Here is a 22,020-nt window from a genome sequence, read left to right on the forward strand (position 1 = left end):
TTACACTTTTGATTGAGATTTGAGATGGAATGGAAACCGATGGTTGACATTCATTAGAAACGCGTCTATCTAATGGTCATCGATATTTGCTTGCTGAGCTTTGGTTACCGCGCATCATTTGCGCCCTGTCGAACCTTCCTTTCAAAAATCGTTACCTCCACAGCGCATCCGCGCTGGGGCACTCTCTACGCTATGAAAGGGTTCATCATGACCACTGGCACAGTAAAATGGTTTAATTCCACCAAGGGCTTCGGCTTCATTCAGCCTGACAACGGCGGCCCTGACGCATTCGTTCACATCTCGGCAGTTGAACGCTCCGGCATGCGCGAAATCGTTGAAGGCCAGAAGCTGGCTTACGACATGGAGCGCGACAACAAGTCGGGCAAGATGTCGGCCTGCAACCTGCAGGCAGCCTGATAGATCCGGGATCCGCTTTCCTTTGACCACGGATGTACTGGCACTGTCGAAGGCACGATCCCACGGAAGGTCAGGCGGTTTGCCTGGCCTTTTTTTATTGCCCGACATGGGCAAGCCTCCTGAAAGGAGATGACATGACCGAGCAACTCACCAAGTCGCGCCAGACAGCCGAACTCGCCTTTGCGAAGACGCAGTCTCAGTTTCTGGCCCGCGGTCGCGCGATCGACGAGCAGGATGCAATCACCTCAGCCCGCGACGAGAAGACGCTGCGTCTGCGCGAAGCCCGTCTGACACGCGAACGCGAAGCGCGCGAAAGCGCAACGGCGGCCCTCGTCGCCAAACGCGCCCGTACCTAATCCCAGTTCCAAGAGATCGGAGCCCCAATGAAATTTACGAGAGACCATGGCCTCGCCGAGCGCCGCACCACCGCAACCGACGCCAAGGCAGCACTGCTTCAGGCTTACAAGGCCGCTCATGCCGCTGCCGATCCAGAGCGCGAAGCACGTATGGCGGAGCGCGCTGCCCGTGCCGAAGAGCGCGTCAAGCGCCATGCCGAACGCGACCGCCTGAAGGCCGAGGAAAAGGTCCGGGCCGAGCAGGAAGCACGCGAACGCGAAGAAGCAGCGATCGCTGCGGCAAATGCCGAAAAGGACGCCCGCGAACACGCGGAAGCATCGCGCATCAGTCGCGTTGTCGAAGACGAAGCCGCCCGCAAGGCCGAGCGCGACCGTCGCTACGCCGCCCGCAAGGCCCGCCAGGGCTGATTGCCGTCACAATCCGTCGTCGGGCTGCGTTGTGGTGGCCCGGATCGGTCGGACGTGAACACTCCGTCACCGCGATCGGTTGCGCACAACCGATCAAGCTGATGTGATTATACTGGAAAACCATTCTCTCGATCGCCACATGCGCAGACGAAGCCGGATGTGCTCCCAAGCATCTGGCGAAAAGGAGAATGATCACCATGAAGAAACTTATCGTCGCCGCAGCCCTTGCTGCGGCAACCTTCGCCGCCCTTCCAGCAGGTGCCGCGACCTATGTCGAGGCCAGCGGCTGGACGCCCCGCGAAATCCTCTTCGGCAAGCAGTATAATGGCAATGTCACCGCCATCCGCGTCGATCGCGGCGGTTTCGACCGTCATTCCTATCCGATACAGGTCACCTACCCCACCGGCAACAGCATGCGGCTTGCCCAGGCGGCCGTAACGGAAGACCCGAGCCTGTCTGCCGCGCTCGAGGTCCGTGGCATTGCCGCGCACAACGTCTTGTGGGTCCAGACTGCCCTCAATGGCGGCAAGATCGTCTACTATCGATGAGTGGCATTAGACTGCGCGCATCACAAATGTCTGATATGAGTCCCTCCCAGATCGAGAGCCTGGGAGGGAGTGATGCGCCTTGCAGTCTACAACGTCGAGAACCTGTTCGATCGCGCCAAGGCGATGAACCTGGAGACCTGGGAGGAGGGGCGCCCTGTTCTCGAGAAATTCGCGGCATTGAACGCCTTGCTCGGCAAGGTCAACTACATGCCGGCTGACCGCGGGAAGATGGCGGATCTGATTGTCGAGCTCGGAATGGAAAAGAGCGACACCGGACCCTTCGTCATCCTGCGCCGCAATCGTGGCGGCCTGCTAAAGCGGCCGAAGACGGGCGGTATCGAGATCACCGCATCTGGTCGTGCCGATTGGGTCGGCTCTCTTGAACTGCGCGATGAACCCATCAACGAGCATGCGATGCGCAACACGGCACGCGTGATCCGCGACCTGAAGGCGGACGTGCTGGGCGTGGTCGAGGCGGAAAGCCGGCCCGTGCTCAAGGCCTTCAGCGACGAGATCCTCGCCTCGGTCGGGGGCATGCCGTTTCGCCATGTGATGCTGATCGATGGCAATGACGAGCGCGGCATCGATGTCGGCCTGATGTCCGGTCCGCTATTCCCGATCGGCCGGATGCGCAGCCATGTGGACGACCGGCTGCCCGATGGCAGCGACCGCATCACCTTCTCCCGCGACTGCCCGGAATTCGAGGTGACGACCGCAAGCGGCAACAGGCTGCTGGTGATGGTCAACCACTTCAAGAGCAAGGGTTTCGGCGGCAAAGCCGAGTCCGACCGCCGCCGCAAGGCCCAGGCCTCGCGTGTCGCCGAGATCGTCAAGGAGCGCCTCGCCGAAGGTTGGGATCATGCCGCCGTGATCGGTGACCTCAATGATACGCCCGACAGCGATCCCTTGAGCCCTCTTGTGCAGCATGGCGGTATGATCGATGCCTTCAATCATCCCGCGTTCGATAACGGAGGATTTGAAGGCACCTACGGCCTATCGAACCCGGGCAACAAGATCGATTACATGCTGCTGTCGCCGAAGCTTTTCGCAAAGGTGGAAAAGGGCGGGGTGATCCGCACCGGCATGTGGCCGGGGTCGAGGCCGAAGCGCTGGGACACCTATGAGGAGCTGAAGAGGCCGCAGGATGCGGCCTCCGATCATGCGGCACTCTTTGTCGATCTCGACCTCTGAGGCAGAGGTCTTAAGCCCATTCGCCTTGACGCATGACGGGTACCTTCGAGCCGTCGGCGCGAATGCCGTCGATATCCACCTGGCCCGAGCCGATCATCCAGTCGATGTGGATCAGCGAGGAATTGCCGCCCTGCGCCTTGATCTGGTCCTGGCTGAGCGAGGCGCCATCAAGGAAGCACTTCGAATAGCACTGGCCGAGCGCGATATGGCAAGAGGCATTCTCATCGAACAGCGTGTTGTAGAACAGGACGCCTGAAGCGGAAATAGGCGAGGAATGCGGCACGAGCGCCACTTCGCCGAGGCGCCGCGCACCCTCGTCGGTGTCGAGCACCTTGTTGAGCACGGCCTCGCCCTTCGACGCTTTTGCCTCGACGATGCGTCCGCCTTCGAAACGCACCTGGATGTCGTCAATCAGCGTGCCCTGATGGCTGAGCGGCTTCGTCGAGGAGACATGACCCTCCACCTTCAACGCATGCGGCGTGGTGAAGACCTCTTCCGTCGGAATGTTCGGATTGCAGGTCACGCCGTTCTTCGCCGTTGACGCGCCGCCATGCCATTCGTGGCCGTCTGCGAGGCCAACCGTCAGATCGGTGCCGGGGCCGGTGAAACGCAGGGCTGCAAAACGCTCGCCGTTTAGCCAGGTCGAGCGCTTCTTGAGTTCCGCATTGTGATCGGCCCAGGCGGAGATCGGATCGTCACGGTCGACGCGGGACGCGGCGAAGATGGCATCGGCCAGCTTGCGTACGGCCTCTTCGATCGGCATGTCAGGGAAGACGACCTTCGCCCAGGACGGGTTCGGATAGGAGCAGATATTCCAGTTGATGTCGAAATTGGAGATATGCTCCAGCGCCGGCTTGTAGGCGATCGAGGTCGCCTTGTTGGCGCGCCCGACCTTGGCAGGGTCCTCCTGCGCCAGCAGCAGCGGATTGTCGCCGGCGATCGCCAGGCGCGCGGCCCCGTTCTCATAGGCCTTGGCCATGCCGTCAAAGAGCCAGTTCGGCGCGCGGTCGAAGCTTTCGTCATGACCATGGCGATACCGCGCCAGCGTCGTCTCCTCGTCCGAATAGAAGGTGGTGACCGTCGAGGCTCCAGCTTGGTAAGCATGTGCCGTGATCAGCCGCACCAGCGGCACGGCGACCAGCGGGGCCGTCAGCACCAGGTCCTGGCCCTTCTGCAGCTGCAGCCCGACCTTGATCGCCACCTCGGCGAGTTTGTCGAGTTTTACAGGATCGATGGAACCGGAGAGATCGGGAAGGGTCATGGGGCATTCCTGTTTTGACTGTTGGGCCAGACTTAAGGGGAAAGATGGCGAAGTCCAGACCATGGGCGGAAACCATGGGTCAGGTCAGGCGGTGAGCGGTGCCGCAATCGCGCCAAGCGCCTCAAGCGCATCCTGCGGCGAGAGCCGCACCTGCAACCCGCGCTGACCGCCATTCATGTAGACGAGTGCCTCATCCATAGCTGAGATCTCGATGGCTGTCGGCACCTGCTTTTTCTGGCCGAAGGGGCTGATGCCGCCGACGACGAAGCCGGTGAGCTTCTCGGCATTGGCCGGCTTCATCATCGCCGCAGATTTGCCGCCGAAGGCGCTCGCCAGCTTCTTCATCGAGACCTCCTTGTCGGAGGGCACGACGACGCAGATCGGCTTGCCGTCGAGCTCTGCCATCAGCGTTTTCAGCACCCGCGACGGATGCTCGCCGATCGCCTCTGCCGCCTGCAGCCCGATGCGCTCGGCATTCGGGTCGTAGTCATACGTCGCTGTGGTATAGGCGACGCCGGCCTTGTCGAGAAACTGCGTGGCGCGCGTGGTCTTCGCCATGGGATCAGGCCTTGAAGGTCTGCTGATAGATCTCGGGCTTGAAGCCGACGACAAGCTGGCCATCCACATCGAGCACCGGACGCTTGATCATCGACGGTTGCTCCAGCATCAGCGCCTTGGCCATTGCGGCATTGAGCCCTTCCTTCTGCGCGTCATCGAGCTTCTTGAAGGTGGTGCCGGCCTTGTTGAGCAGCACCTCCCAACCGACCTTGCCGATCCAGCCGTCGAGGGTTGCCGCATCGATGCCCTTGGCCTTGTAGTCGTGGAAGTCATGCGCCACGCCTTGGGTCTCGAGCCAGGTGCGCGCCTTCTTCATCGTGTCGCAGTTCTTGATGCCGTAGATGGTGGTCATAGCTTAGATCCTTGAAAACGCTATTCGACGAATAGCAAGTCGCCTTAAGAATTCCAAGCAGTTGCGCACGAGTGTTCCGTGTCGCAAATAAATGACTGGGATAGTTGCTGCAATCGCTTCCAACTGACACCAAATGCTTCTGTCTAATTCAATCGTTGCGTCGGTTGAATTGTCCAGGTTAGGATGCAACCCATGAAATGCTCAAACTGCTCTCGCTTGGCACTTTATACGGTTGGGGATCAGAGCCCCGGCATCCCTCTATGCCTCAGTTGTTACGCTATCGTGGAAGACATAAGTTTTCGAAATTGGCTGAAATCTGCGGCGATGCTCAATCAAGCGATGGATGACATGGATGCTGTCATGCCACTCGGTGGAACAGTAGGGAGAATACCTGTGGCTGATATCGCTAAGGCTACGTCCAGCTTCCGAACCTATAACAATATACATGTCACGAACTCAAATGTCGGTGTTATCAACACAGGCAATTTGGCTAAAATCGACGCTGCGATTACGATGTCCGTAGGCACTGACGCGGAAGAGTTCGGTGCGCGGTTGAAGGATTTAACTGACGCAGTCTTGCAGGAAGCGTCAGTTGATGACGACGCTAAGCGACAGATCGTTGAGGTGATTGACGCAATAGCTCAACAAGCCTCGGCAAAACAGCCTAGTGCCACCGTGATCGGGACTCTGTTCAGCGGCCTCCGAACATTGTCTTCAACAGCGGTAGAAATCGCTACCGCTGTTGAAAAACTGTATGATGCGTGGACCAGACTAGGCCAATAAAAACGGAGTCTTGGGATGAGGCGCTTGCCTCACTCCCACTCGATCGTGCCCGGCGGCTTGGACGTCACGTCGTAGACGACGCGGTTGATGCCGCGGACCTCGTTGATGATGCGGGTGGCAGCCCGTCCGAGGAATTCCATGTCGTAGTGGTAAAAGTCGGCGGTCATGCCGTCGACCGAGGTGACGGCGCGCAGCGCACAGACGAACTCGTAGGTGCGGCCATCGCCCATGACGCCGACGGTCTGGACCGGCAGGAGCACGGCAAAGGCCTGCCAGATCGCGTCGTAGAGCCCGGCCTTGCGGATCTCGTCGAGATAGATGGCATCGGCTTCGCGCAGGATGTCGAGCTTTTCGCGGGTCACACCGCCCGGGCAGCGGATGGCAAGGCCCGGACCCGGGAAGGGGTGGCGGCCGATGAAGCTATCCGGCAGGCCGAGCTCCTTGCCGAGCACGCGCACTTCGTCCTTGAAGAGTTCGCGCAAGGGTTCGACGAGCTGCATCTTCATGCGCTCGGGCAGACCGCCGACATTGTGGTGGCTCTTGATCGTCACAGACGGGCCGCCGGTGAAGGAAACGCTTTCGATCACGTCGGGATAGAGCGTGCCCTGGCCGAGGAAATCCGCGCCGCCGAGCTTCTTCGCCTCTTCGTCGAAGGTCTCGATGAACAGGCGGCCGATAATCTTGCGCTTGGTTTCCGGGTCGGAAACACCTTCCAGCTCGCCGACGAACTTGTCGACGGCATCCACATGGATGAGGTGCAGGTTGTAGTGCTCCTTGAACATGGCAACGACGTCGGCTGCCTCGTTCTTGCGCATCAGGCCGTGGTCGACGAGGATGCAGGTCAGCTGATCGCCGACCGCCTCGTGGATCAGCAGCGCTGCGACGGACGAGTCGACGCCGCCCGAGAGAGCGCAGATGACGCGCTTGTCGCCGACCTGGGCGCGGATCTGCTCCACCGCCTTCTGGCGATAGGCATGCATGGTCCAGTCGCCCTTCACGCCGGCGATGTTCTGCACGAAGTTCTGGATGAGCTTCGCGCCATCGGGGGTGTGAACGACTTCCGGATGGAACTGCACGGCGTAATACTTGCGTGCCTCGTCGGCGATGAAGGCAAACGGCGCGTTGGACGAGGTGGCGAGCACCTTGAAGCCCGGCGGGATCGCGGTGACGCGGTCGCCATGGGACATCCACACCTGGTGGCGGGAACCGACCGACCAGAGGCCGCTGAACAGGTCGCAATCCTGTTCGACCTCGAGGAAAGCGCGGCCGAATTCGCGGTGATGGCCGCCTTCGACCTTGCCGCCGAGCTGGGCGCACATGGTCTGCTGGCCATAGCAGATGCCGAAGATTGGAAGACCGCTGTCGAACAGCACCTGCGGCGCGCGGGGGCTTCCCTCATCGAGCGTGGAAGCGGGGCTTCCCGACAGGATGATCGCCTTGGGCTTCAACCGGTGGAAGCCTTCTTCGGCGGACTGGAAGGGGACGATTTCGCAATAGACGCCGGATTCACGAACGCGGCGGGCGATCAGCTGCGTTACCTGGCTGCCGAAATCGACGATGAGAACACTGTCGGGATGTGCTGTCTGGGTCATGGCGAGCCTTTAAAGAAAAAGGCGCCCTGTTTCAATGGCAGATCGCCCAGAGAATCTCGAATTTTTGTGCAGCCGCTCAGAACCAGAAGACGCCGTCTTCCAACGCCGTCTGCAAGCCGTCGACGGCAAGCGCCAGCTTCTTGTCGATGACATGCAGATATTGCGTCCAGTCGTCGATGTGGTTGACGTCGTGGCGGCCGTCGGAAATGCCGCGCAGCCCGATCAGCGGAATGCCGAAGCTCTGGCAGGCGCGCAGGATGGCAAAGGTCTCCATGTCGACCATCTCTGCGTCGATCGACTGATAGGCGGCACCAGAGACGACATTCGCGCCGGTCGAGAGTGTTGCTGTCGGAATGCCGGGAATGCGCAGCGGCAGTTCGACGGAGACGGGGAGATCGAGGAACGGCGTCTTGCCCTTCTCAAAACCGAAGGCGGAGGCATCCATGTCGCGGTAAGAGACGGCCGAGACCTGATAGATTTCCGCCTGTTCGAGTGTGGCCGATCCGGCTGAACCCAGCGAGACCACGAGGTTCGGCAGGTCGTCGTGGCTCGACAGGCGGGCGAGTTCCTTCGTCAGCACGACGGCTGCCTCCACCGGTCCGACACCGGTCATCAAAGGCGAGATGCGGGTGCGCAGGAAGACGCCGTATTCGGCATCGGCTGCCATGACGAAGAGCACGGTCTTTCCGGCGATCGGCTTCATATCATACGTCATCCGGAAATCCCCTCCCGCCCGCGGATGACCATCATCGTGCTTGTCATCGAGGCAATCAGCTTGGCCGGACCATCGGTCAGCGCATAACCGCGTCCGTCGGCGACGATGATGTTGGAGCCGGGCTTAGTGATTTCGCCGCGAAACAGGAAACGCTCGCCGCGTCCGGGCGACATCAGATTCACCTTGAATTCGATGGTGAGCAGCGAGACCTCAGGCGTTGTCACCGTATAGGCCGCATAGCTGCAGGCGGTGTCGAGCGCGGCGGAGATCACGCCTGCATGCAGAAAACCGTGTTGCTGGGTGAGCTTGCGGTCATATTCGAGTTCGATCTCGACGACGCCGGGGCTGACGCGCGAAAGCTCCGCCCCAAGCGTTTCCATTGCCCCCTGACGCGCAAAACTCTGTCGGATCCGTGTCTCGACGGCTTCCTGATCGTAGTCCACCATGCCTTATCCCCTTCGGCGGCGAAATTGGCACGGTCGTTCCAGGCAGGCAAGCCGGCGATCGGCAAATTCAGTTCAGCCAGGCCAGGCTGAGATTGAGAATGCCGGCGAACGTGACCCAGGCGAGATAGGGCACGAAGAGCAGGGTTGAGATCCGGTCGATGGGCCTCGCCTTGATCATGAAGGCGATGATCGTCACCAGCATGCCGGCGATGACGACAAGTCCCAGTTCCGGGTTCTGCAGACCGAAGAAGGCGGGCGACCACATCAGGTTGAAGGCCATCTGCGCGAACCAGAGCTGCATGGCAGCCGATTTCGGTGCGCGCTGCCAGATCCGGGCGCCAGCCACGCCGATCAACACGTACAGCGTCGTCCAGACCGGGCCGAAGAGCCAGGCGGGCGGGTTGAAGAACGGTTTTTCGAGCGACTGAAACCAGTCGCCCGGCGGATTGGTAAGGCCAGCGAGAAGGCCCGCGCCGACGACGAAACCGATGAAGAGGATGTAGCTCAGGATCTTGGACATGGAGGTCATCTAGTGTTCCACTGCTAGTTCTGCCAGCCTTCAGAGGCGGATGATATGCTGGTCCCAGGCAATCTCGGTGTTTCGGTCGAGGAAATCGCCACGATAGGAAGAGACGGCGAAGCTTGTGGGCGAGGGGGCAATGCCCGCCGCATCCGTCAATACCGTTTCGGCCAGGAGGCGACCGTCCTTGCCATCCAGCACCGCCCAGAGCCCGTTCTTCGGCGAGGCGATGCCGACGAGGCCTTCTGCCCGGTTGACGGCGATGGCGCCGACATAATTGCCGAGCCGGTCGGTCGTCTCGTCGGGAAGCCGGACATAGGAGACGGGAACGCCCTTAGCGAAATGCCCGACCAGCGGCGGCCGATCCGTGCGTGGGCCCTCATACTGGCAGGCGAACCATATCCGGCCATCCGACGCCACATCGAGATGCCGGGTGGAGAGCTGGCGCAGTTCTGGCGGCAAGACATGCTTCTCGATCAGTACCCCGGTCTTGGCATCGGTCAGAACCAGCGAGGGCTCCATGTGGTCGAGATTGAGCTTGGTGCGCCCGAAATCCGGATGCGTTTCGATCCCGCCATTGGCGATGACCAGGAGACCATCTGCCGTGACGGTGATGTCATGCGTGCCAATGCCATGGGCCGGCACCTCACCCACGCGTTCGAAGCCAGAGATGCAGTCATAGATCCCGATCACGCCGGCATTGGCGTCGAAGTCGTTTTCGCTGGCATAGAAGTGCCGACCGTCCGGCGAGAAGGCGCCATGGCCAAAAAAGTGGCGTCCCTCCGTTGCCGCGATGATGCGCGGCTCAACGGATTTCTTGGCATCAAAGATGACGGCAAAGGTCCCTGGCCGCCGGGCAAAGGCAACCGAAAGCCCATTTGCAGCACTGTGGCAGAGCCCGTGGACACGGCCGGGCAGCGCGATTTCGTCGATCAGGCTGCCCGCCTCGCTGACGAGGCCGATGGCAAAGGAGCCATCCGCGCGCTTCAGCCCACTGGCATAGACGGCATCCGCACGCTCCAGCGCAAAGGCCGAACGCGGCGCCAGACTTGCCATAAAGGCGAGGCCAGCCGAGCGCAGGAAGGCACGGCGATCAATGAGCGGCGTGGCGATCATCTCAGTCGCCGTCGGAGAAGGAGAAGCCGGCGGCAAGTCCGATGCCGCCACCGAGATCGTTGTTGAGCCTGAGGATCAGGTCGCGACTGTTGAGCAGCAGGAAGTCGAGCTTGGCGATCTGGGCCGGATCCTCGATGACGGCGGCGACATCTGGCTTGATATCGGCCGACACGCGCGAGAGGGACCTTGCAACGAAATCTGTCGAGGAGACGACCGAGCGATTGCCCTCCGCGAGCAGGTCTACCATGCCCGAGGTGTCGAGCAGGTCGCGCAGGCCTTCGATATTGGCCGTGATCGAGCGGAAAGTATTGCCCGAACGCCAGTAGATCGCCTGGCGGGGCAGGGCCTTTTTCGGATCGCCCTTGTAGAATTGCTCAATGCGCTGGTCGCGAATCGTCTCGGCAGCATGCACGAGCACGCCGAGCAGTTCCTTGGCGGCCTCCGCCTCGTCGCGGTAGAGCGGGTTATTGGGTCCCGGCGTCTTCCAGGCCGCCGCAACACCATCCGGCGCATCCCAGGCGGCGGAGAGTTCCGCGCCAAGCCGCTGCAGATTGGCCGCAATCGCGGTGCCATACTGGCAGCGGTAATGGCCTTCGGTGGTCGTGAGCGTCTCCGAGCCGGTTCCGAAAAGCACGAATTCCAGCGCGCCGAGCCCCTGCATGGCGACGCTCTTGCCCTTTAACGTCTCGACCGAAGTGACGCTCGGGTCCAGCTTGGCGAGCGCTGCCTGCACCTGTTTCAACCCGGTACCCTTGCGGTCGGGGAAGAACAGGATGCGTTCGAAGCGGTTGTCTTCGATGGCTGGTCCGACGCGGACGATCTCGATGCGCGACCAAGCTTCGACCACGTCGCCGAAGGCCTTGTGTGCGCCGTCGGGCGTCTGGGGTGACGGAGCACTGCACAGCGACTGCATCGCGCCCTGCATGGCAGTGGCCTGATCGGTGAAATGGCGATAACCCGGACGGATGAAACCGTCGACGGCCCGCGCCATCACGCCCGGCACCTTGGCGGCGTCGAGCACGCCGACAGTCGAGTTCGATTCCTGCGCCAGGGCTGGCAGTGGCAGCAACATCGTGGAGAGAAGAGCGAGGCGCGTGAATAACCGCATCAGAGAGACTCCAGAAACGTGATCAAGGCCTTGCGTTCCTCGGTATTGGCCGCGGCAAAAGCATTACGGGCGGCCTCAGCCTCGCCGCCATGCCAGAGAATGGCCTCGATGAGGTTTCGCGCCCGCCCGTCATGCAGGAAGAAACTGTGGCCGCTCACCTCTTGCGTGAGGCCGATACCCCAGAGCGGCGGCGTGCGCCATTCCCGTCCCGTCGCATCTCCGACCGGCTGGTTGTCGGCGAGGCCCTCGCCCATGTCATGCAGCAGGAAATCGGAATAGGGCCAGATCAGCTGAAAGGCCTGCGCCTTGTTCTCGGCGTTTCGGCTCGTCACGAATTTCGGCCGATGGCAGGCGATACAGCCGCTCTCGTAGAAGATCTCCTTGCCACGCAGCACCTGGGCATCGTCCACGTTGCGCCGCTTCGGCAGGGCCAGGTTCTTGGCATAGAAGGTCACGAGATCGAGCACCGGATCAGGACCTTCCGTATCGCCCAGCCGAGGCTGGACACCTGTCGCGGCTTCGAGGCAGGCGGTCTGCTTGTCCGTGCAATCGCCGAAATGCCTGGGATCATCGGGCGTTGAGATCCCGATATCGCCGACAAAGGCGCTGGCGCTCTGGTCGCGCACCAAGGCGTTCTGAGCCTTCCAGCCGAAACGACCGAGCTTTATTTCGTCGGTCCGGTGGTCGCGGGCGCGAGCCGCGCGTCCGGAAATTCCGTCGCCATCAAGGTCGTCGGGATCGGCGAGTGCCCGGATGTCTTCCTCGGGGATCGCCTCGATCAGGCCGAGCCCAATCATCGGATTGGCGATGCGCGGGGAAAGGGTCGTCGTCGGATCAAGCGGACCGTAATTGAGGTCGGTGACGGAATAGCTGGGGCGGCGCAGCATCACCGTCTCGCCGCCTGATAGCGTCACCGGCTCTTCGGTGTAGGTGATTACCATGCGTCCCTCGGCGGAGATGCCGGGCACCGCCTGATCCTGCAGCTGCCCGCCATAGACGGGGTCGGGAAGCGAGGCGATGTCGAGCCGATCGAGTCTTGCCTGTTCCTCTGCCGTGGCGGCCGGCCGCGCCAGGCGGAAGAACATCGAGGTGTGGTCGCGGTCGCCTTCCGGCGGATGGCCGCGCCCATCCTTCAGATGGCAGCTCTGGCAGGCCCGTGCGTTGAAGAGAGGGCCGAGGCCGTCCGAGGCCTGCGTAGACGAGGGGGAGGAGACCCAGAGCTTGCGGAACAGCGCATTGCCGAGCTTGAACTCTTCCTCTTCGGCAAAGGTGATATTGGCGGAGGAATCGGAAAACGAATCCGCGCTCACACCGCGCGGAGATGTGCCGGCGCCACCCTGCATCAGTTCAAAACTCTCGGCCTTGCTGAAGTCTTCCGTCGGACGCGTGACGGCGATGACGCGGGAGATATCCTTCGGCGTCAGATCGGTTCGTCCGGCAGCCTCTCCGGCGGCAACGGGCGAGATCGTGACGCCCGTCGTCAAAAGCATGCCGAGGCCGGCGAGGGTGGCCTTGCGAGTTCTCATGATGGGGATCGGGCCGCTCCCTTGGAAGGGGCGACCCGCCTTTGCTGCTTACTGGAAGACGGCCTCAGGACTATCAAGGCTGTCGGAGCCTTCAAGCTCGATCGTGCCGAGCTCCAGCGACGCAATGACGCGCTGGATAGACTGCGTCTGGTCGATCAAACCATCAATGGCGGCTTGCACGGTTGCATTGCCCTCGGCATTGCCTTCGCCGATCATCTGGTCATAGGCTTCCTTGGTCTCTGCCCGCTCGGCCATGGCATTCATGGCAGCGAGCGTCTTCTCAAGCTTGCCCTTCATTTCCGCATCGAGCGCGGTATCCTTGGCGGCAACCAGCTCCGAGAGCGACGGGCCGGTGAGCTTCGTGCCATCGACGCGGGTGTATTCGCCGGTATAGGCAGATGCGATGCCGATCGCGTCGTTCAGATGCGAGGCGTGCGTGTTGTCGGAGAAGCAGTCATGCTCCTCTTCCGGGTCATGCAGGAGTACGCCGAGCTTCATGCGCTCGCCGGCGAGTTCACCGTAAGAGAGCGAGCCCATGCCGGTGAGGATCGCGGAAATGCCCTTCTGCTCATCGGCGAGAACGGCCTTCGTTGCTTCACCTTCGGGCGCCCAGGCCACGACCATCTCTTCCAGATCCTGCACCAGCAGCGTCGAGGCAGACTTCAGATAGGCGGCGCGGCGGTCGCAATTGCCGTTGGTGCAATTGGCCGTGTCATAATCGGTGAAGGGGCGGTTGCCGGCACCCGGGCCCGTGCCATTCAGGTCCTGACCCCAGAGGAGGAATTCGATGGCGTGATAGCCGGTTGCGACATTGGCCTCGACTTCCCCGGCTTCATGCAGGGTCTCGGCGAGAAACTCCGGCGTGATCTTGGAGGCATCGACCTCTTCGCCATTGATCTTGATCTTCGGGCTGGCGATGACGTTGGCCACGTAAAGTGCGTTGCCGTCACTCTCGGTGCCGTAACCGGCATCGACGTAATCGATCAGGCCTTCATCCAGCGGCCAGGCATTCACCTTGCCTTCCCAATCGTCCACGATCGGGTTGCCGAAGCGATAGACCTCGGTCTGCTGATAGGGCACGCGGGCGGAAATCCAGGCTGCGCGGGCCGCCTTCAGCGTCTCGTCGCTGGGCTTCGCGATCAACGCGTCGATGGCCACATCGAGCGCCTTGGCGGTCGAGAGCGAGTCCTCGAACTTGGCATGGGCAAGCTCTGCATAGTGCGTCAGCACGTCCTTGGGCGCGGGCGCAGCCACTGCAGGGCCGGCAAAAATCGCAGCCGATGTGACGAGCAGCGCGACGGACGCGCCGATGACGGATTTCCGGATCATGGTGTCTCCCTTCGGCGCCGATGGACGCCTCGTATTGAACGGACGGCCATGTCTTCGCGCAAAAAGAAACTGGTGTCAAATAGTCGAGTATAAGAATTGATCGCTGGAATTGACGATGATCAAGTCACGTCGGGCGACGGCGCATCCGACAGAAGAAGAAGCCGTCGGTGTCCATGCTGGCGGGGCTGAGCGTCACCGTCTTGCCATCCGCCGATCGCGGCTTCGGCGCTGAAGCACCGAAAAGACGCGTCCAGTCTTCGACCACGGAGACGATCTCGAAGCTCGGATTGGCCTCGCAGAAGGCCTGGACCTGTCGGTCGTTTTCCTCCGGCAGAACCGAACAGGTGACATAGAGCAGCGAGCCATTCTGCTTGACGAAGGTCGAAGCCTCGGTGAGCGCTTCCTGTTGCTGGGCAATACGCTCTTGCAGGTTACGGTCGGTGAGCCGCCACTTGGTGTCAGGACGACGGCGCCAGGTGCCAGTGCCGGTGCAGGGCGCGTCGACCAGTACCTGGTCGCAGCGTTCTTTGAGGCTCGCCAGCCCCTTGGTGCTGTCGTGGACCTGGACGTTGTGGGTGCCGGCGCGCTTCAGCCGCTCGATGATCGGCGCCAGCCGCTTGCGGTCAGCGTCATAAGCGTGGACCTGACCCTTGTTGTTCATGGCCGCCGCCATGGCGAGCGTCTTGCCGCCACCGCCGGCGCAGAAATCGAGAACCTGGTCGCCTTCGCGCGGCGTCACGAGATCGGCGACGATCTGCGAGCCCTCGTCCTGAACCTCAAACCAGCCCTTCTGGAAGCTCAGTTCGGCCGTAACGTTCGGAAGGCGTGACGGGCCTTCGCCGGCCGGCACGCGCATGCCAAAACGGGCGATCGGCGACGCCTTGGCGCCGGAGCGATCGAGGGCCTTCAGCACCTTGTCCCTGTTGGACTTCAGCGTGTTGACGCGCAGATCAAGCGTCGGCCGGGTGGCCAGTGCCTTGGCTTCGGCCAGCCAATCGTCGCCGAAGGCTTCTTCGAACGAAGGCTGTACCCAATCGGGAATGTCACCCTGGACATGCAGCGGGGCGTCGGAAAGGTCACGGGTGGTAAAGGCCTGCACCTGGCTTTCGGAGAGGGCCGCGGGCGCAAAGTTATCGCCTTCGAGTTCCGCCTGGAGCGTCTCAAGGCTTATGCCCCATTGCCGCAGGAGAACGGCCCAGCCGAGCGAGGAGGCACTGTCGTCATCCATCAGCCAGGCATGGGAGAGCTTCATGCGCAGGGCATCATAGACGATATTGCCGATCGCCGCCCGATCGCCGGAACCGGCGAAACGATGCGAAAGGCCCCAATCCTTGAGGGCATCGGCAACGGGACGGCGACGGGTTTCGATATCGCTCAAAACTTCGATCGCACCGGCAAGACGGCCGCCCAAGCGCATGGTCATTCTCCTCTGAAAGAAGAGAGCGTGGTAACGGCGATCAGGGGCAAGAGCAAGCGCCTAAAACCCGACGGACCAATCGCCGCTCCCGAACTTGGATGTCTTAGCTGATGATCTCGTAGCAGACCTTGGCATGGCCGGAGCGGATCATGCCGATGTTCTGGGCCGCGGCCTTGGAGAGGTCGAGCACTCGACCGCGGATGAAGGGACCGCGATCGTTGATGCGGACGACAACGCTCTTGCCGCTTCGTGCATTGGTGACCTTCACCTTTGTGCCGAACGGCAGGGTCTTGTGGGCCGCCGTCAGTCTCGTCGGGTTCATGCGCTCGCCGGAAGCCGTCTTCGATGTCAGCGCATACCAGGATGCGCCACCGCAGGACGACTTTGCGTTTGCACTCGAAGGTGCGAAAGCAAAGAGTGCAGCAATAGTTGCAGCGGCGAAAGCAGAGCGGCGGTTGATGATCAAGATCTACGTCCCTAGTCGTTGACACGAGCAATTTGTTGCGTGCCGACGGCTAAGCGTAGTCAAAAATGGCAAAAACGTGCCCACAATCGATCACGAAAAATTACAGACTGAAACATTCGTGATGATCGGAGGGCGGATCTTTACCTTAACGAAATATGAATTCTAAAGAAAAATCGTTTGATTCCAGGAGTCTTTATGGAATTAAAAACCCACGATTCCACCAGTCCAGGCATTCACGGAATCAGCGAAGAAATATTTTGCTCGCAGGCCATATTCGCTGCCCAAATTGTGGTGCTGGCGGGGCCAGACGCCCGCCTGGGTGGGCATTCTGGCGCCGAGAGCGGAAAGTTTGACCCCGTAAAACGCCCTTCAGGCCCGTTGGTTCCATGTGCCGGAGGCAAGTAGATCGTCCAGCGACATCATGTAATTCGGGTACTGAAAGTTGAATCCGAGCGACTTGATCTTGCCATTCGAAACGCGCTTGTTTTCGCCATAGAAGGAGCGCGCCATGGGGGTCAGCTCCGCCGTCTCGAAAGGCTGCTCGGGCGGTGCATCCATCTCCATCAGGCGGGCGGCTTCGGTTACCACGTCCTGCGGCGGGGAGGGCATGTCGTCGGTGACGTTGAAGATCCCGCCCGTCTTGGGGCCGGCCAGAAAGGCCGTAGCGGATGCGATGTCCTCGACCCGGATGCGGTTGAAGACCTGGTCTTTCTTCACGAGGCGGCGCGCAGTGCCATTGGTGAGGTTCATGAAGGTGTTGCGGCCAGGACCATAGATGCCGGAGAGCCGCAGGATCGCGAGCGGCAGGTTGTCCCGGGCCGCGACCACCTGCCAGGCCTGTTCGGCCTCCACGCGCTCGACCGAGCGCACCGATACGGGCTTCAACTCGCTCTCCTCGTTGACCCAGGCGCCGTGGTGATCGCCATAGACACCGACCGTCGAGAGATAGGCAATCCATTCGAGCTTCGGCATCAGCGCCTTGATGCCCGGCTGTCCGCACAGGCGGATCAACGGGTCGCCCTCGCTGCCAGGCGCGATCGACTGGACGAGATGCGTGGTCTCGGCGAGTTCGGCACGAAGGGGCTCCGACAGGCTCGTGCCGTCGAAGACGAAGGGCCGGATTCCCATGTCCTCAAGCGCCGTGCCCTTCTCTGCACTCCGTGTGGTCCCGGCGACCGAGGCGCCCTCGCTGCCGAGCAACTTGCCGATTGCCTTACCCGAATAGCCGGCTCCAAAAATCATCAAGCGCATGCGTCAGCTCTCCGTCATCCATTCCTGTCGGACATGCTCGTCCGTTTCCGTCATCAAATTCGCGCTCTGAAGAGCGGTGAAACGATCCGCCGGCAGAAGCCTGGACAGCGCCCAGGCGGCCATGCCACGCACATCAGCCGAGCCGTCCGTCAGCAGCCTCTCACAGGCCGGCGCCAGATCGAGAGAGCCGGAATTTCCGGCCGCAATCAGCACATTGCGCACAAAGCGGTCCCGCCCGATCCGCTTGACCGGCGAGCCGCTGAAATAGGTGCGGAAGGTCGGATCGTCCAGCGTCAGGAAGAAGGCGATGTCGGGGGCCTTCAGGTCTTCGCGTGCGGTGAGCTTCATCTCGCGGGCGGCGGCCGCAAACTTGTTCCAGGGGCAGGCCGCCAGACAGTCGTCGCAGCCATAGATGCGATTTCCGAAGGCCGGGCGGAGCGTCCGGTCGATCGTGCCCTTGTGCTCGATCGTCAGGTAGGAAATGCAGCGCCGCGCATCGATCTGATAGGGGGCCGGGAAGGCATCCGTCGGGCAGGCGTCGAGACAGGCCCGGCAGGTGCCGCAATGGTCACGCTCGGGTGCGTCGATCTCAAGCTCAGCCGTGGTGAACAGGCTGCCGAGGAAGAGCCAGGAGCCAAAGTCGCGGCTGACGAGATTGGTGTGTTTGCCCTGCCAGCCAAGGCCGGCTGACGCCGCTAGCGGCTTTTCCATGACGGGCGCGGTATCGACGAAGACCTTGACGTCGGCCCCGGCACGAGCGGCAAACCGCGTCGCCACTTCCTTGAGGCGTCCCTTGATCACGTCGTGATAGTCACGATTGCGCGCATAGACGGAGATCGCCGCCTTGTCGGTCTGCGACTGCAAATGCCGAGGATCTTCGTCCGGCCCGTAATTCATGCCGAACATGACGATGGAGCGGACCTCGGACCAGAGCACGCGTGGATCGGCGCGGCGATCCTTGGTCTCCTCCATCCAGGCCATGGTGCCGTGGCGGCCGGCATCGAGGAAGCTCTCAAGCCGGGCGGGTGCTTCAGGAATGGCATCCGGCAGTGTGATGCGACAGAGATCGAAGCCTTGCGCTTCGGCCTCCTGGCGCAGGAAGTGCGTGAGATCTATGCGCCGCTTGACGGTTTTCGGGTCTTGATGCGGCTCGTCCATGGCCGCGTCCGTCAGAAGTCGAGGTCGGCGTAATGCGATACGGGCGTGATACCACGAACGCGCTCTGTCAGCAGCGGGCGGAAGGACGGCCGCGACTTGATGCGCTGATACCATTCCTTGGCGACCGGGAATTCGTTCCAGTCGATCTCGCCGAGATAGTCGAGCACGGAAACAGCCGCTGCCGCCGAGAGATCGGCGTAGCTGATGCGGTCACCTGCGAGCCACTGGCGCGAACCGGAAAGCCAGGTCAGGTATTTCATGTGATGGCGAATGTTCGAGCGCGCCGTACGCAGAACCTTGGAATCGGGAGCGCCGCCACCGAGGCCATTGGGAATGATCAGCTTGTGCACCCGCTCGCGCACCAGAGGCTTGGTGACATCCTGCTCCATCTTTTGCAGGAACCATTCCGTGAGGCGGCGGATCTCGGCGCGCTGGAACGGGTCTTCCGCGAAAAGCCGCCGGTCGCGCTTCAACACGCCGTGCGTCTCGTCGATGAACTCCGAAATGATGGTAGGACCGCAGAGTGCCCGCATGTTGTCGTCGACATAGACGGGCAGCGTACCGGCGGGATTGAAGGCGAGGAATTCCTTGCGCTTCTCCCAGGTCTGCTCCTCCACCAGATCCGTCTGGAAGCCGTATTCGGACAACACCAGTCGAATGAAACGGGACGCGGTGGACATCGTGTGATGGTACAGGGTCGGCATCGGAACTCGGATTCTCGGATTTTTCAGTGGCCGCAGCGCAGGCTGTCGAAGCGGCTGGTCATCAGCGCGGCTTCCAAGCTATAGGGTTTCGGCCCCGGCAATACAAGCAAATCACTTTGCCTTCCCCTAGAAGGAGACCTCATGGAAGATCAATCCATTATCAGCGCGCTCGTGTTGGGCGTCATCGAAGGCCTGACCGAATTCGTGCCGGTGTCCTCCACCGCGCATGTGTTGCTGGCAGGCCATTTCCTTGGTTTCGAATCGCCGGGCAACACGTTTGCGGTGTTGATCCAGCTGGGTGCGATCCTTGCCATCCTCAGCGTCTACTTCGGCAAGCTGCTCGGGATCGCGCTGTCGCTGCCGACCAGCGCAGAGAGCCGCCGCTTCGTCGGCGCGGTCCTTCTGGGCTTCCTGCCTGCTGCCGTGATCGGTGTTATCGCACATGACTTCATCAAGACCGTGCTCTTCGAGACGCCGATGCTGATCTGCGTGGTGCTGATCCTCGGCGGCTTCGTCCTGCTCTGGATCGACCGCATGCCGCTGAAGCCCCGATATCACGACGTCACTGAATATCCGCTGTCACTCGCCTTGAAGATCGGGTTCTGCCAATGCGTGGCGATGATCCCTGGCACTTCGCGCTCGGGCGCCACGATCGTCGGTGCTTTGCTGCTCGGCGCCGACAAGCGTTCGGCGGCGGAATTTTCCTTCTTCCTCGCCATGCCGACCATGCTCGGCGCCTTCACGCTCGATCTCTACAAGAACCGCAACGCGCTGACCGTCGATGACACCATGATCATCGGCATCGGCTTCGTGGCAGCCTTCGTATCGGCGCTTTTTGTCGTCCGGGGGCTTTTGAACTTTATCTCGAAGCGGGGCTATGCGCCCTTCGCCTGGTGGCGGATCGCCATCGGCACGCTCGGTATCCTCGGACTCTTGATGGTCGGCTGAAGCCGGCCGAGCCGAGACAAGAAAAAAAGGCTGTCCGAGGGGCAGCCTTTTTATTTGCAGAAATCAGTTGGCCGACGGTATCGAGGCCGTCGAGCAGGGGTCGATGCCATAGGCAGGCGAGCAATTGTCCTTGCGGGCCGCCACCGTGGTCGGGGCGACGAAGGAGCCGGCGATGATGACCAGTGCCGCACATGCGAAGAACAGTGCGATAGGCTTGCCCATGGAAATGCCTCTTGAGACTGACTGAAAATGAGGGCCGGCAATCGTTGCCGTCCGGCCGCTGGGGCCAGTCTTTACGCATTGCCTCGACCGCCATCAATAGGCGAACTTGCTTTATCCTGAGTTAACGCAGGTCTTTGTTTAGCTGCGTCTTTTGTGCAACGCTGGTGCAGGTTGCAGCCGGTCGGAAGCGCAGGAAAAGGTGGCTTTAAGCCGCCTTGCCGGTCCCTGTGTACTGGCCATGCACGCGGTACTGCACGAGATAGGTCGGCAGGATTGCGGCCATGGTCACCGGCTCGATGCCAAGGCCTTCCAGCGTGCGCCCCTCGGCCTTGGCGGCGGCCGACACGACATTGTCCTTCTTCAGCAGCTTGACCTGGTCGCTGGTGAGCGGCGGCGTGATCAGCGGCACAGCAGAGGCGATGCTGCCGATCAGAGACGCGATGCCGAAAGGCAGGGTCACCAGCGCACGCTTGCGGCCGACGATTTCCAGCATCATCTCGAGACATTGCTTGAAGGTCGCAACATCGCGGCCGCCGAGTTCGTAGATCTTGCCCCGGGCGATCGAGCCGTCGATGGCACGCGCCACGACTTCGGCGACGTCACCGACATAAACAGGCTGGAACTTGGTCTTGCCTCCGCCGACGAGCGGCAGCGCCGGCGCCAGGCGGGCCATGGCCGCAAACTTGTTGAAGAAGCCGTCTTCCGGGCCAAAGACGATCGAGGGGCGCAGAATGGTGGCGTCGGGCAGGATCGACTGGACGGCAGCTTCCGCGCGACCCTTGGTGGCGGCATAAACCGAGTCGGACTTGGCGTCGGCACCGATCGCCGAAACATGGGTCAGCGTTGCGCCGGCCGAACGGGCGGCTTCCGCCACCGCGCGGGCGCCAAACTCCTGCACGGCGTCGAAGCCGTTGCGGCCGCTTTCGAACAGGATGCCGACACAGTTGACGACATGATCGGCGCCCTGAACGGCGGCATCGACCGACGAGCGATAGCGCAGGTTGGCCTGGACGAAGGAGATCTGGCCGACATTGCCGAGCGGCTGCAGGAAGCCTGCGAGATCCGGACGGCGAACGGCGACCCGGATACGATAGCCGCGCTTGGCAAGAGCGCGCACCACATGCCGTCCCACAAAGCCCGAGCCCCCGAAGACGGTGACGAGCGGCGGAAGGTTGGACAAGGTCATGGACGGCTCCCCTGAACTATCTGGGCGCACACGATATGCGCGGTCTGGCCTCTCTTAACCGAATCGTCTGACCGGGGAAAGGCCCGTCGAAGCCGCACCCCGCGGACATTCTGCTGCAGGCGAGGAAGGGCTCAGATGCCCTCGACAACCACAATTTCCCCGTCCGCCACTTCCTGGCGGATCTTGGCGGCGATCTGGTACTCCGGCGAATTGTAGCAATCCACCGCGGCCTGGTGCGATGGGAATTCGACCACCACGTTGCGCGCCCGCCCATCGCCCTCGAGCAGGGTATAGGCACCGCCCCGTGCGAGGAATTTGGCGCCGTAGGTCTCGAAGGCCGGCTTTGCGGCGGCGACATAATCCTTGTAGCGCTCCGCATCGCGGATATCGACGCGTGCGATCCAGTATCCCTTGGCCATGACGTCCTCCCGGTTTGTCTTTG

The 22,020-nt window shown here is 61.7% G+C and carries 26 protein-coding genes; 7 read left to right on the plus strand and 19 right to left on the minus strand.

The window, feature by feature from the left end; translation table 11 throughout:
* Positions 1-207: 207 nt before the first annotated feature.
* From BW978_RS01500 to BW978_RS01520, 5 genes are all read left to right on the plus strand, one after another.
* Positions 208-417, plus strand: coding sequence for a cold-shock protein (locus tag BW978_RS01500; RefSeq protein ID WP_006725042.1), 210 nt, complete (start codon positions 208-210; stop codon positions 415-417).
* Positions 418-551: 134 nt separating this feature from the next.
* Positions 552-773 (plus strand): hypothetical protein, encoded by a 222-nt coding sequence (locus BW978_RS01505; protein ID WP_054151255.1) that lies wholly within the window; start codon positions 552-554, stop codon positions 771-773.
* 27 nt (positions 774-800) lie between these two features.
* Positions 801-1,181 carry a DUF6481 family protein gene (locus BW978_RS01510; protein WP_076391572.1) on the plus strand — a complete coding sequence of 127 codons (381 nt, stop codon included), beginning with the start codon at positions 801-803 and terminating at the stop codon, positions 1,179-1,181.
* A 197-nt stretch (positions 1,182-1,378) separates the two neighbouring features.
* Positions 1,379-1,729, plus strand: coding sequence for a hypothetical protein (locus BW978_RS01515; protein WP_139330255.1), 351 nt, complete (start codon positions 1,379-1,381; stop codon positions 1,727-1,729).
* Positions 1,730-1,801: 72 nt separating this feature from the next.
* Complete coding sequence (locus BW978_RS01520; RefSeq protein WP_076391576.1) at positions 1,802-2,920, plus strand: endonuclease/exonuclease/phosphatase family protein; 1,119 nt, start codon at positions 1,802-1,804, stop codon at positions 2,918-2,920.
* 10 nt (positions 2,921-2,930) lie between these two features.
* Here BW978_RS01520 and BW978_RS01525 read toward each other — a convergent pair whose 3' ends face one another.
* The 3 genes from BW978_RS01525 to BW978_RS01535 all read right to left on the minus strand — a co-directional run bounded on the left by BW978_RS01525 (position 2,931) and on the right by BW978_RS01535 (position 5,091).
* The gene (locus tag BW978_RS01525) at positions 2,931-4,181 is read right to left on the minus strand and encodes an aminopeptidase (protein WP_076391578.1); all 1,251 of its coding nucleotides are present in this window, start codon (positions 4,179-4,181) and stop codon (positions 2,931-2,933) included.
* A gap of 84 nt (positions 4,182-4,265) precedes the next feature.
* Positions 4,266-4,739, minus strand: a complete 474-nt coding sequence (ybaK, locus tag BW978_RS01530; protein ID WP_076391580.1) for a Cys-tRNA(Pro) deacylase — start codon at positions 4,737-4,739, stop codon at positions 4,266-4,268.
* Between the two features lie 4 nt (positions 4,740-4,743).
* Entirely contained in the window at positions 4,744-5,091 is a 348-nt protein-coding gene (locus tag BW978_RS01535) for an ArsC family reductase (protein ID WP_076391582.1), read from the minus strand.
* Between the two features lie 192 nt (positions 5,092-5,283).
* Here BW978_RS01535 and BW978_RS01540 point away from each other — a divergent pair, with 192 nt between their 5' ends.
* Positions 5,284-5,874, plus strand: a complete 591-nt coding sequence (locus tag BW978_RS01540; protein ID WP_139330257.1) for a hypothetical protein — start codon at positions 5,284-5,286, stop codon at positions 5,872-5,874.
* 29 nt (positions 5,875-5,903) lie between these two features.
* On the opposite strand, the gene guaA is transcribed toward BW978_RS01540, so the two are convergent.
* The 13 genes from guaA to BW978_RS01605 form a co-directional block, all read right to left on the minus strand.
* Positions 5,904-7,466, minus strand: coding sequence for a glutamine-hydrolyzing GMP synthase (gene guaA, locus BW978_RS01545; RefSeq protein WP_076391586.1), 1,563 nt, complete (start codon positions 7,464-7,466; stop codon positions 5,904-5,906).
* A 76-nt stretch (positions 7,467-7,542) separates the two neighbouring features.
* Entirely contained in the window at positions 7,543-8,181 is a 639-nt protein-coding gene (locus BW978_RS01550; protein WP_076391588.1) for a 5'-methylthioadenosine/S-adenosylhomocysteine nucleosidase, read from the minus strand.
* Positions 8,178-8,627 carry a PaaI family thioesterase gene (locus tag BW978_RS01555; protein ID WP_076391590.1) on the minus strand — a complete coding sequence of 150 codons (450 nt, stop codon included), beginning with the start codon at positions 8,625-8,627 and terminating at the stop codon, positions 8,178-8,180. Before BW978_RS01555 ends, BW978_RS01550 begins: the two co-directional genes overlap by 4 nt.
* A gap of 67 nt (positions 8,628-8,694) precedes the next feature.
* Positions 8,695-9,156 carry a TspO/MBR family protein gene (locus BW978_RS01560; protein ID WP_083697464.1) on the minus strand — a complete coding sequence of 154 codons (462 nt, stop codon included), beginning with the start codon at positions 9,154-9,156 and terminating at the stop codon, positions 8,695-8,697.
* 30 nt (positions 9,157-9,186) lie between these two features.
* On the minus strand, positions 9,187-10,263 hold the full coding sequence (locus BW978_RS01565) for a DUF1513 domain-containing protein (RefSeq protein ID WP_076391592.1): 1,077 nt from the start codon (positions 10,261-10,263) through the stop codon (positions 9,187-9,189).
* A gap of 1 nt (position 10,264) precedes the next feature.
* Positions 10,265-11,371 (minus strand): imelysin family protein, encoded by a 1,107-nt coding sequence (locus tag BW978_RS01570; RefSeq protein ID WP_076391594.1) that lies wholly within the window; start codon positions 11,369-11,371, stop codon positions 10,265-10,267.
* Positions 11,371-12,861, minus strand: a complete 1,491-nt coding sequence (locus BW978_RS01575; RefSeq protein ID WP_244551895.1) for a di-heme oxidoreductase family protein — start codon at positions 12,859-12,861, stop codon at positions 11,371-11,373. The genes BW978_RS01570 and BW978_RS01575 overlap by 1 nt, the downstream gene beginning before the upstream one ends.
* 84 nt (positions 12,862-12,945) lie before the next feature.
* Positions 12,946-14,226, minus strand: a complete 1,281-nt coding sequence (locus tag BW978_RS01580) for an imelysin family protein (RefSeq protein WP_076391598.1) — start codon at positions 14,224-14,226, stop codon at positions 12,946-12,948.
* Positions 14,227-14,350: 124 nt separating this feature from the next.
* Positions 14,351-15,643: an RsmB/NOP family class I SAM-dependent RNA methyltransferase gene (locus BW978_RS01585; RefSeq protein WP_076391600.1), complete on the minus strand. Its 1,293-nt coding sequence runs from the start codon at positions 15,641-15,643 to the stop codon at positions 14,351-14,353.
* Between the two features lie 103 nt (positions 15,644-15,746).
* Positions 15,747-16,109 carry a septal ring lytic transglycosylase RlpA family protein gene (locus BW978_RS01590; RefSeq protein WP_139330259.1) on the minus strand — a complete coding sequence of 121 codons (363 nt, stop codon included), beginning with the start codon at positions 16,107-16,109 and terminating at the stop codon, positions 15,747-15,749.
* Positions 16,110-16,478: 369 nt separating this feature from the next.
* A complete protein-coding gene (locus tag BW978_RS01595) occupies positions 16,479-17,360 on the minus strand; it encodes an SDR family oxidoreductase (RefSeq protein ID WP_076391602.1) in 882 nt (293 codons plus the stop codon).
* 3 nt (positions 17,361-17,363) lie between these two features.
* A complete protein-coding gene (gene queG / locus BW978_RS01600; RefSeq protein WP_076391604.1) occupies positions 17,364-18,518 on the minus strand; it encodes a tRNA epoxyqueuosine(34) reductase QueG in 1,155 nt (384 codons plus the stop codon).
* 11 nt (positions 18,519-18,529) lie between these two features.
* A complete protein-coding gene (locus BW978_RS01605; protein ID WP_054151235.1) occupies positions 18,530-19,222 on the minus strand; it encodes a glutathione S-transferase family protein in 693 nt (230 codons plus the stop codon).
* Between the two features lie 141 nt (positions 19,223-19,363).
* Between BW978_RS01605 and BW978_RS01610 the strand changes: the two genes are divergently transcribed.
* Positions 19,364-20,170 carry an undecaprenyl-diphosphate phosphatase gene (locus tag BW978_RS01610; RefSeq protein ID WP_076391606.1) on the plus strand — a complete coding sequence of 269 codons (807 nt, stop codon included), beginning with the start codon at positions 19,364-19,366 and terminating at the stop codon, positions 20,168-20,170.
* 63 nt (positions 20,171-20,233) lie between these two features.
* On the opposite strand, the gene BW978_RS23480 is transcribed toward BW978_RS01610, so the two are convergent.
* The 3 genes from BW978_RS23480 to BW978_RS01620 all read right to left on the minus strand — a co-directional run bounded on the left by BW978_RS23480 (position 20,234) and on the right by BW978_RS01620 (position 21,997).
* Entirely contained in the window at positions 20,234-20,392 is a 159-nt protein-coding gene (locus BW978_RS23480) for a hypothetical protein (protein ID WP_175616835.1), read from the minus strand.
* Between the two features lie 205 nt (positions 20,393-20,597).
* Positions 20,598-21,578, minus strand: a complete 981-nt coding sequence (locus BW978_RS01615; protein WP_076391608.1) for a complex I NDUFA9 subunit family protein — start codon at positions 21,576-21,578, stop codon at positions 20,598-20,600.
* Between the two features lie 131 nt (positions 21,579-21,709).
* Positions 21,710-21,997, minus strand: coding sequence for a DUF1330 domain-containing protein (locus BW978_RS01620; RefSeq protein WP_076391610.1), 288 nt, complete (start codon positions 21,995-21,997; stop codon positions 21,710-21,712).
* Between the last annotated feature and the right edge of the window lie 23 nt (positions 21,998-22,020).

The organism is Rhizobium sp. RU33A (assembly GCF_900156055.1).
Lineage (GTDB): Bacteria > Pseudomonadota > Alphaproteobacteria > Rhizobiales > Rhizobiaceae > Allorhizobium.

Excerpts from the sequence above, each read along its gene's own strand:
- BW978_RS01500 (WP_006725042.1), top strand. The coding sequence starts at position 208 with ATGACCACTGGCACAGTAAAATGGTTTAATTCCACCAAGGGCTTCGGC.
- BW978_RS01505 (WP_054151255.1), top strand. The coding sequence starts at position 552 with ATGACCGAGCAACTCACCAAGTCGCGCCAGACAGCCGAACTCGCCTTT.
- BW978_RS01510 (WP_076391572.1), top strand. The coding sequence starts at position 801 with ATGAAATTTACGAGAGACCATGGCCTCGCCGAGCGCCGCACCACCGCA.
- BW978_RS01515 (WP_139330255.1), top strand. The coding sequence starts at position 1,379 with ATGAAGAAACTTATCGTCGCCGCAGCCCTTGCTGCGGCAACCTTCGCC.
- BW978_RS01520 (WP_076391576.1), top strand. The coding sequence starts at position 1,802 with ATGCGCCTTGCAGTCTACAACGTCGAGAACCTGTTCGATCGCGCCAAG.
- BW978_RS01525 (WP_076391578.1), bottom strand. The coding sequence starts at position 4,181 with ATGACCCTTCCCGATCTCTCCGGTTCCATCGATCCTGTAAAACTCGAC.
- ybaK (WP_076391580.1), bottom strand. The coding sequence starts at position 4,739 with ATGGCGAAGACCACGCGCGCCACGCAGTTTCTCGACAAGGCCGGCGTC.
- BW978_RS01535 (WP_076391582.1), bottom strand. The coding sequence starts at position 5,091 with ATGACCACCATCTACGGCATCAAGAACTGCGACACGATGAAGAAGGCG.
- BW978_RS01540 (WP_139330257.1), top strand. The coding sequence starts at position 5,284 with ATGAAATGCTCAAACTGCTCTCGCTTGGCACTTTATACGGTTGGGGAT.
- guaA (WP_076391586.1), bottom strand. The coding sequence starts at position 7,466 with ATGACCCAGACAGCACATCCCGACAGTGTTCTCATCGTCGATTTCGGC.
- BW978_RS01550 (WP_076391588.1), bottom strand. The coding sequence starts at position 8,181 with ATGACGTATGATATGAAGCCGATCGCCGGAAAGACCGTGCTCTTCGTC.
- BW978_RS01555 (WP_076391590.1), bottom strand. The coding sequence starts at position 8,627 with ATGGTGGACTACGATCAGGAAGCCGTCGAGACACGGATCCGACAGAGT.
- BW978_RS01560 (WP_083697464.1), bottom strand. The coding sequence starts at position 9,156 with ATGACCTCCATGTCCAAGATCCTGAGCTACATCCTCTTCATCGGTTTC.
- BW978_RS01565 (WP_076391592.1), bottom strand. The coding sequence starts at position 10,263 with ATGATCGCCACGCCGCTCATTGATCGCCGTGCCTTCCTGCGCTCGGCT.
- BW978_RS01570 (WP_076391594.1), bottom strand. The coding sequence starts at position 11,371 with ATGCGGTTATTCACGCGCCTCGCTCTTCTCTCCACGATGTTGCTGCCA.
- BW978_RS01575 (WP_244551895.1), bottom strand. The coding sequence starts at position 12,861 with ATGCTTTTGACGACGGGCGTCACGATCTCGCCCGTTGCCGCCGGAGAG.
- BW978_RS01580 (WP_076391598.1), bottom strand. The coding sequence starts at position 14,226 with ATGATCCGGAAATCCGTCATCGGCGCGTCCGTCGCGCTGCTCGTCACA.
- BW978_RS01585 (WP_076391600.1), bottom strand. The coding sequence starts at position 15,643 with ATGCGCTTGGGCGGCCGTCTTGCCGGTGCGATCGAAGTTTTGAGCGAT.
- BW978_RS01595 (WP_076391602.1), bottom strand. The coding sequence starts at position 17,360 with ATGCGCTTGATGATTTTTGGAGCCGGCTATTCGGGTAAGGCAATCGGC.
- queG (WP_076391604.1), bottom strand. The coding sequence starts at position 18,518 with ATGGACGAGCCGCATCAAGACCCGAAAACCGTCAAGCGGCGCATAGAT.
- BW978_RS01605 (WP_054151235.1), bottom strand. The coding sequence starts at position 19,222 with ATGCCGACCCTGTACCATCACACGATGTCCACCGCGTCCCGTTTCATT.
- BW978_RS01610 (WP_076391606.1), top strand. The coding sequence starts at position 19,364 with ATGGAAGATCAATCCATTATCAGCGCGCTCGTGTTGGGCGTCATCGAA.
- BW978_RS23480 (WP_175616835.1), bottom strand. The coding sequence starts at position 20,392 with ATGGGCAAGCCTATCGCACTGTTCTTCGCATGTGCGGCACTGGTCATC.
- BW978_RS01615 (WP_076391608.1), bottom strand. The coding sequence starts at position 21,578 with ATGACCTTGTCCAACCTTCCGCCGCTCGTCACCGTCTTCGGGGGCTCG.
- BW978_RS01620 (WP_076391610.1), bottom strand. The coding sequence starts at position 21,997 with ATGGCCAAGGGATACTGGATCGCACGCGTCGATATCCGCGATGCGGAG.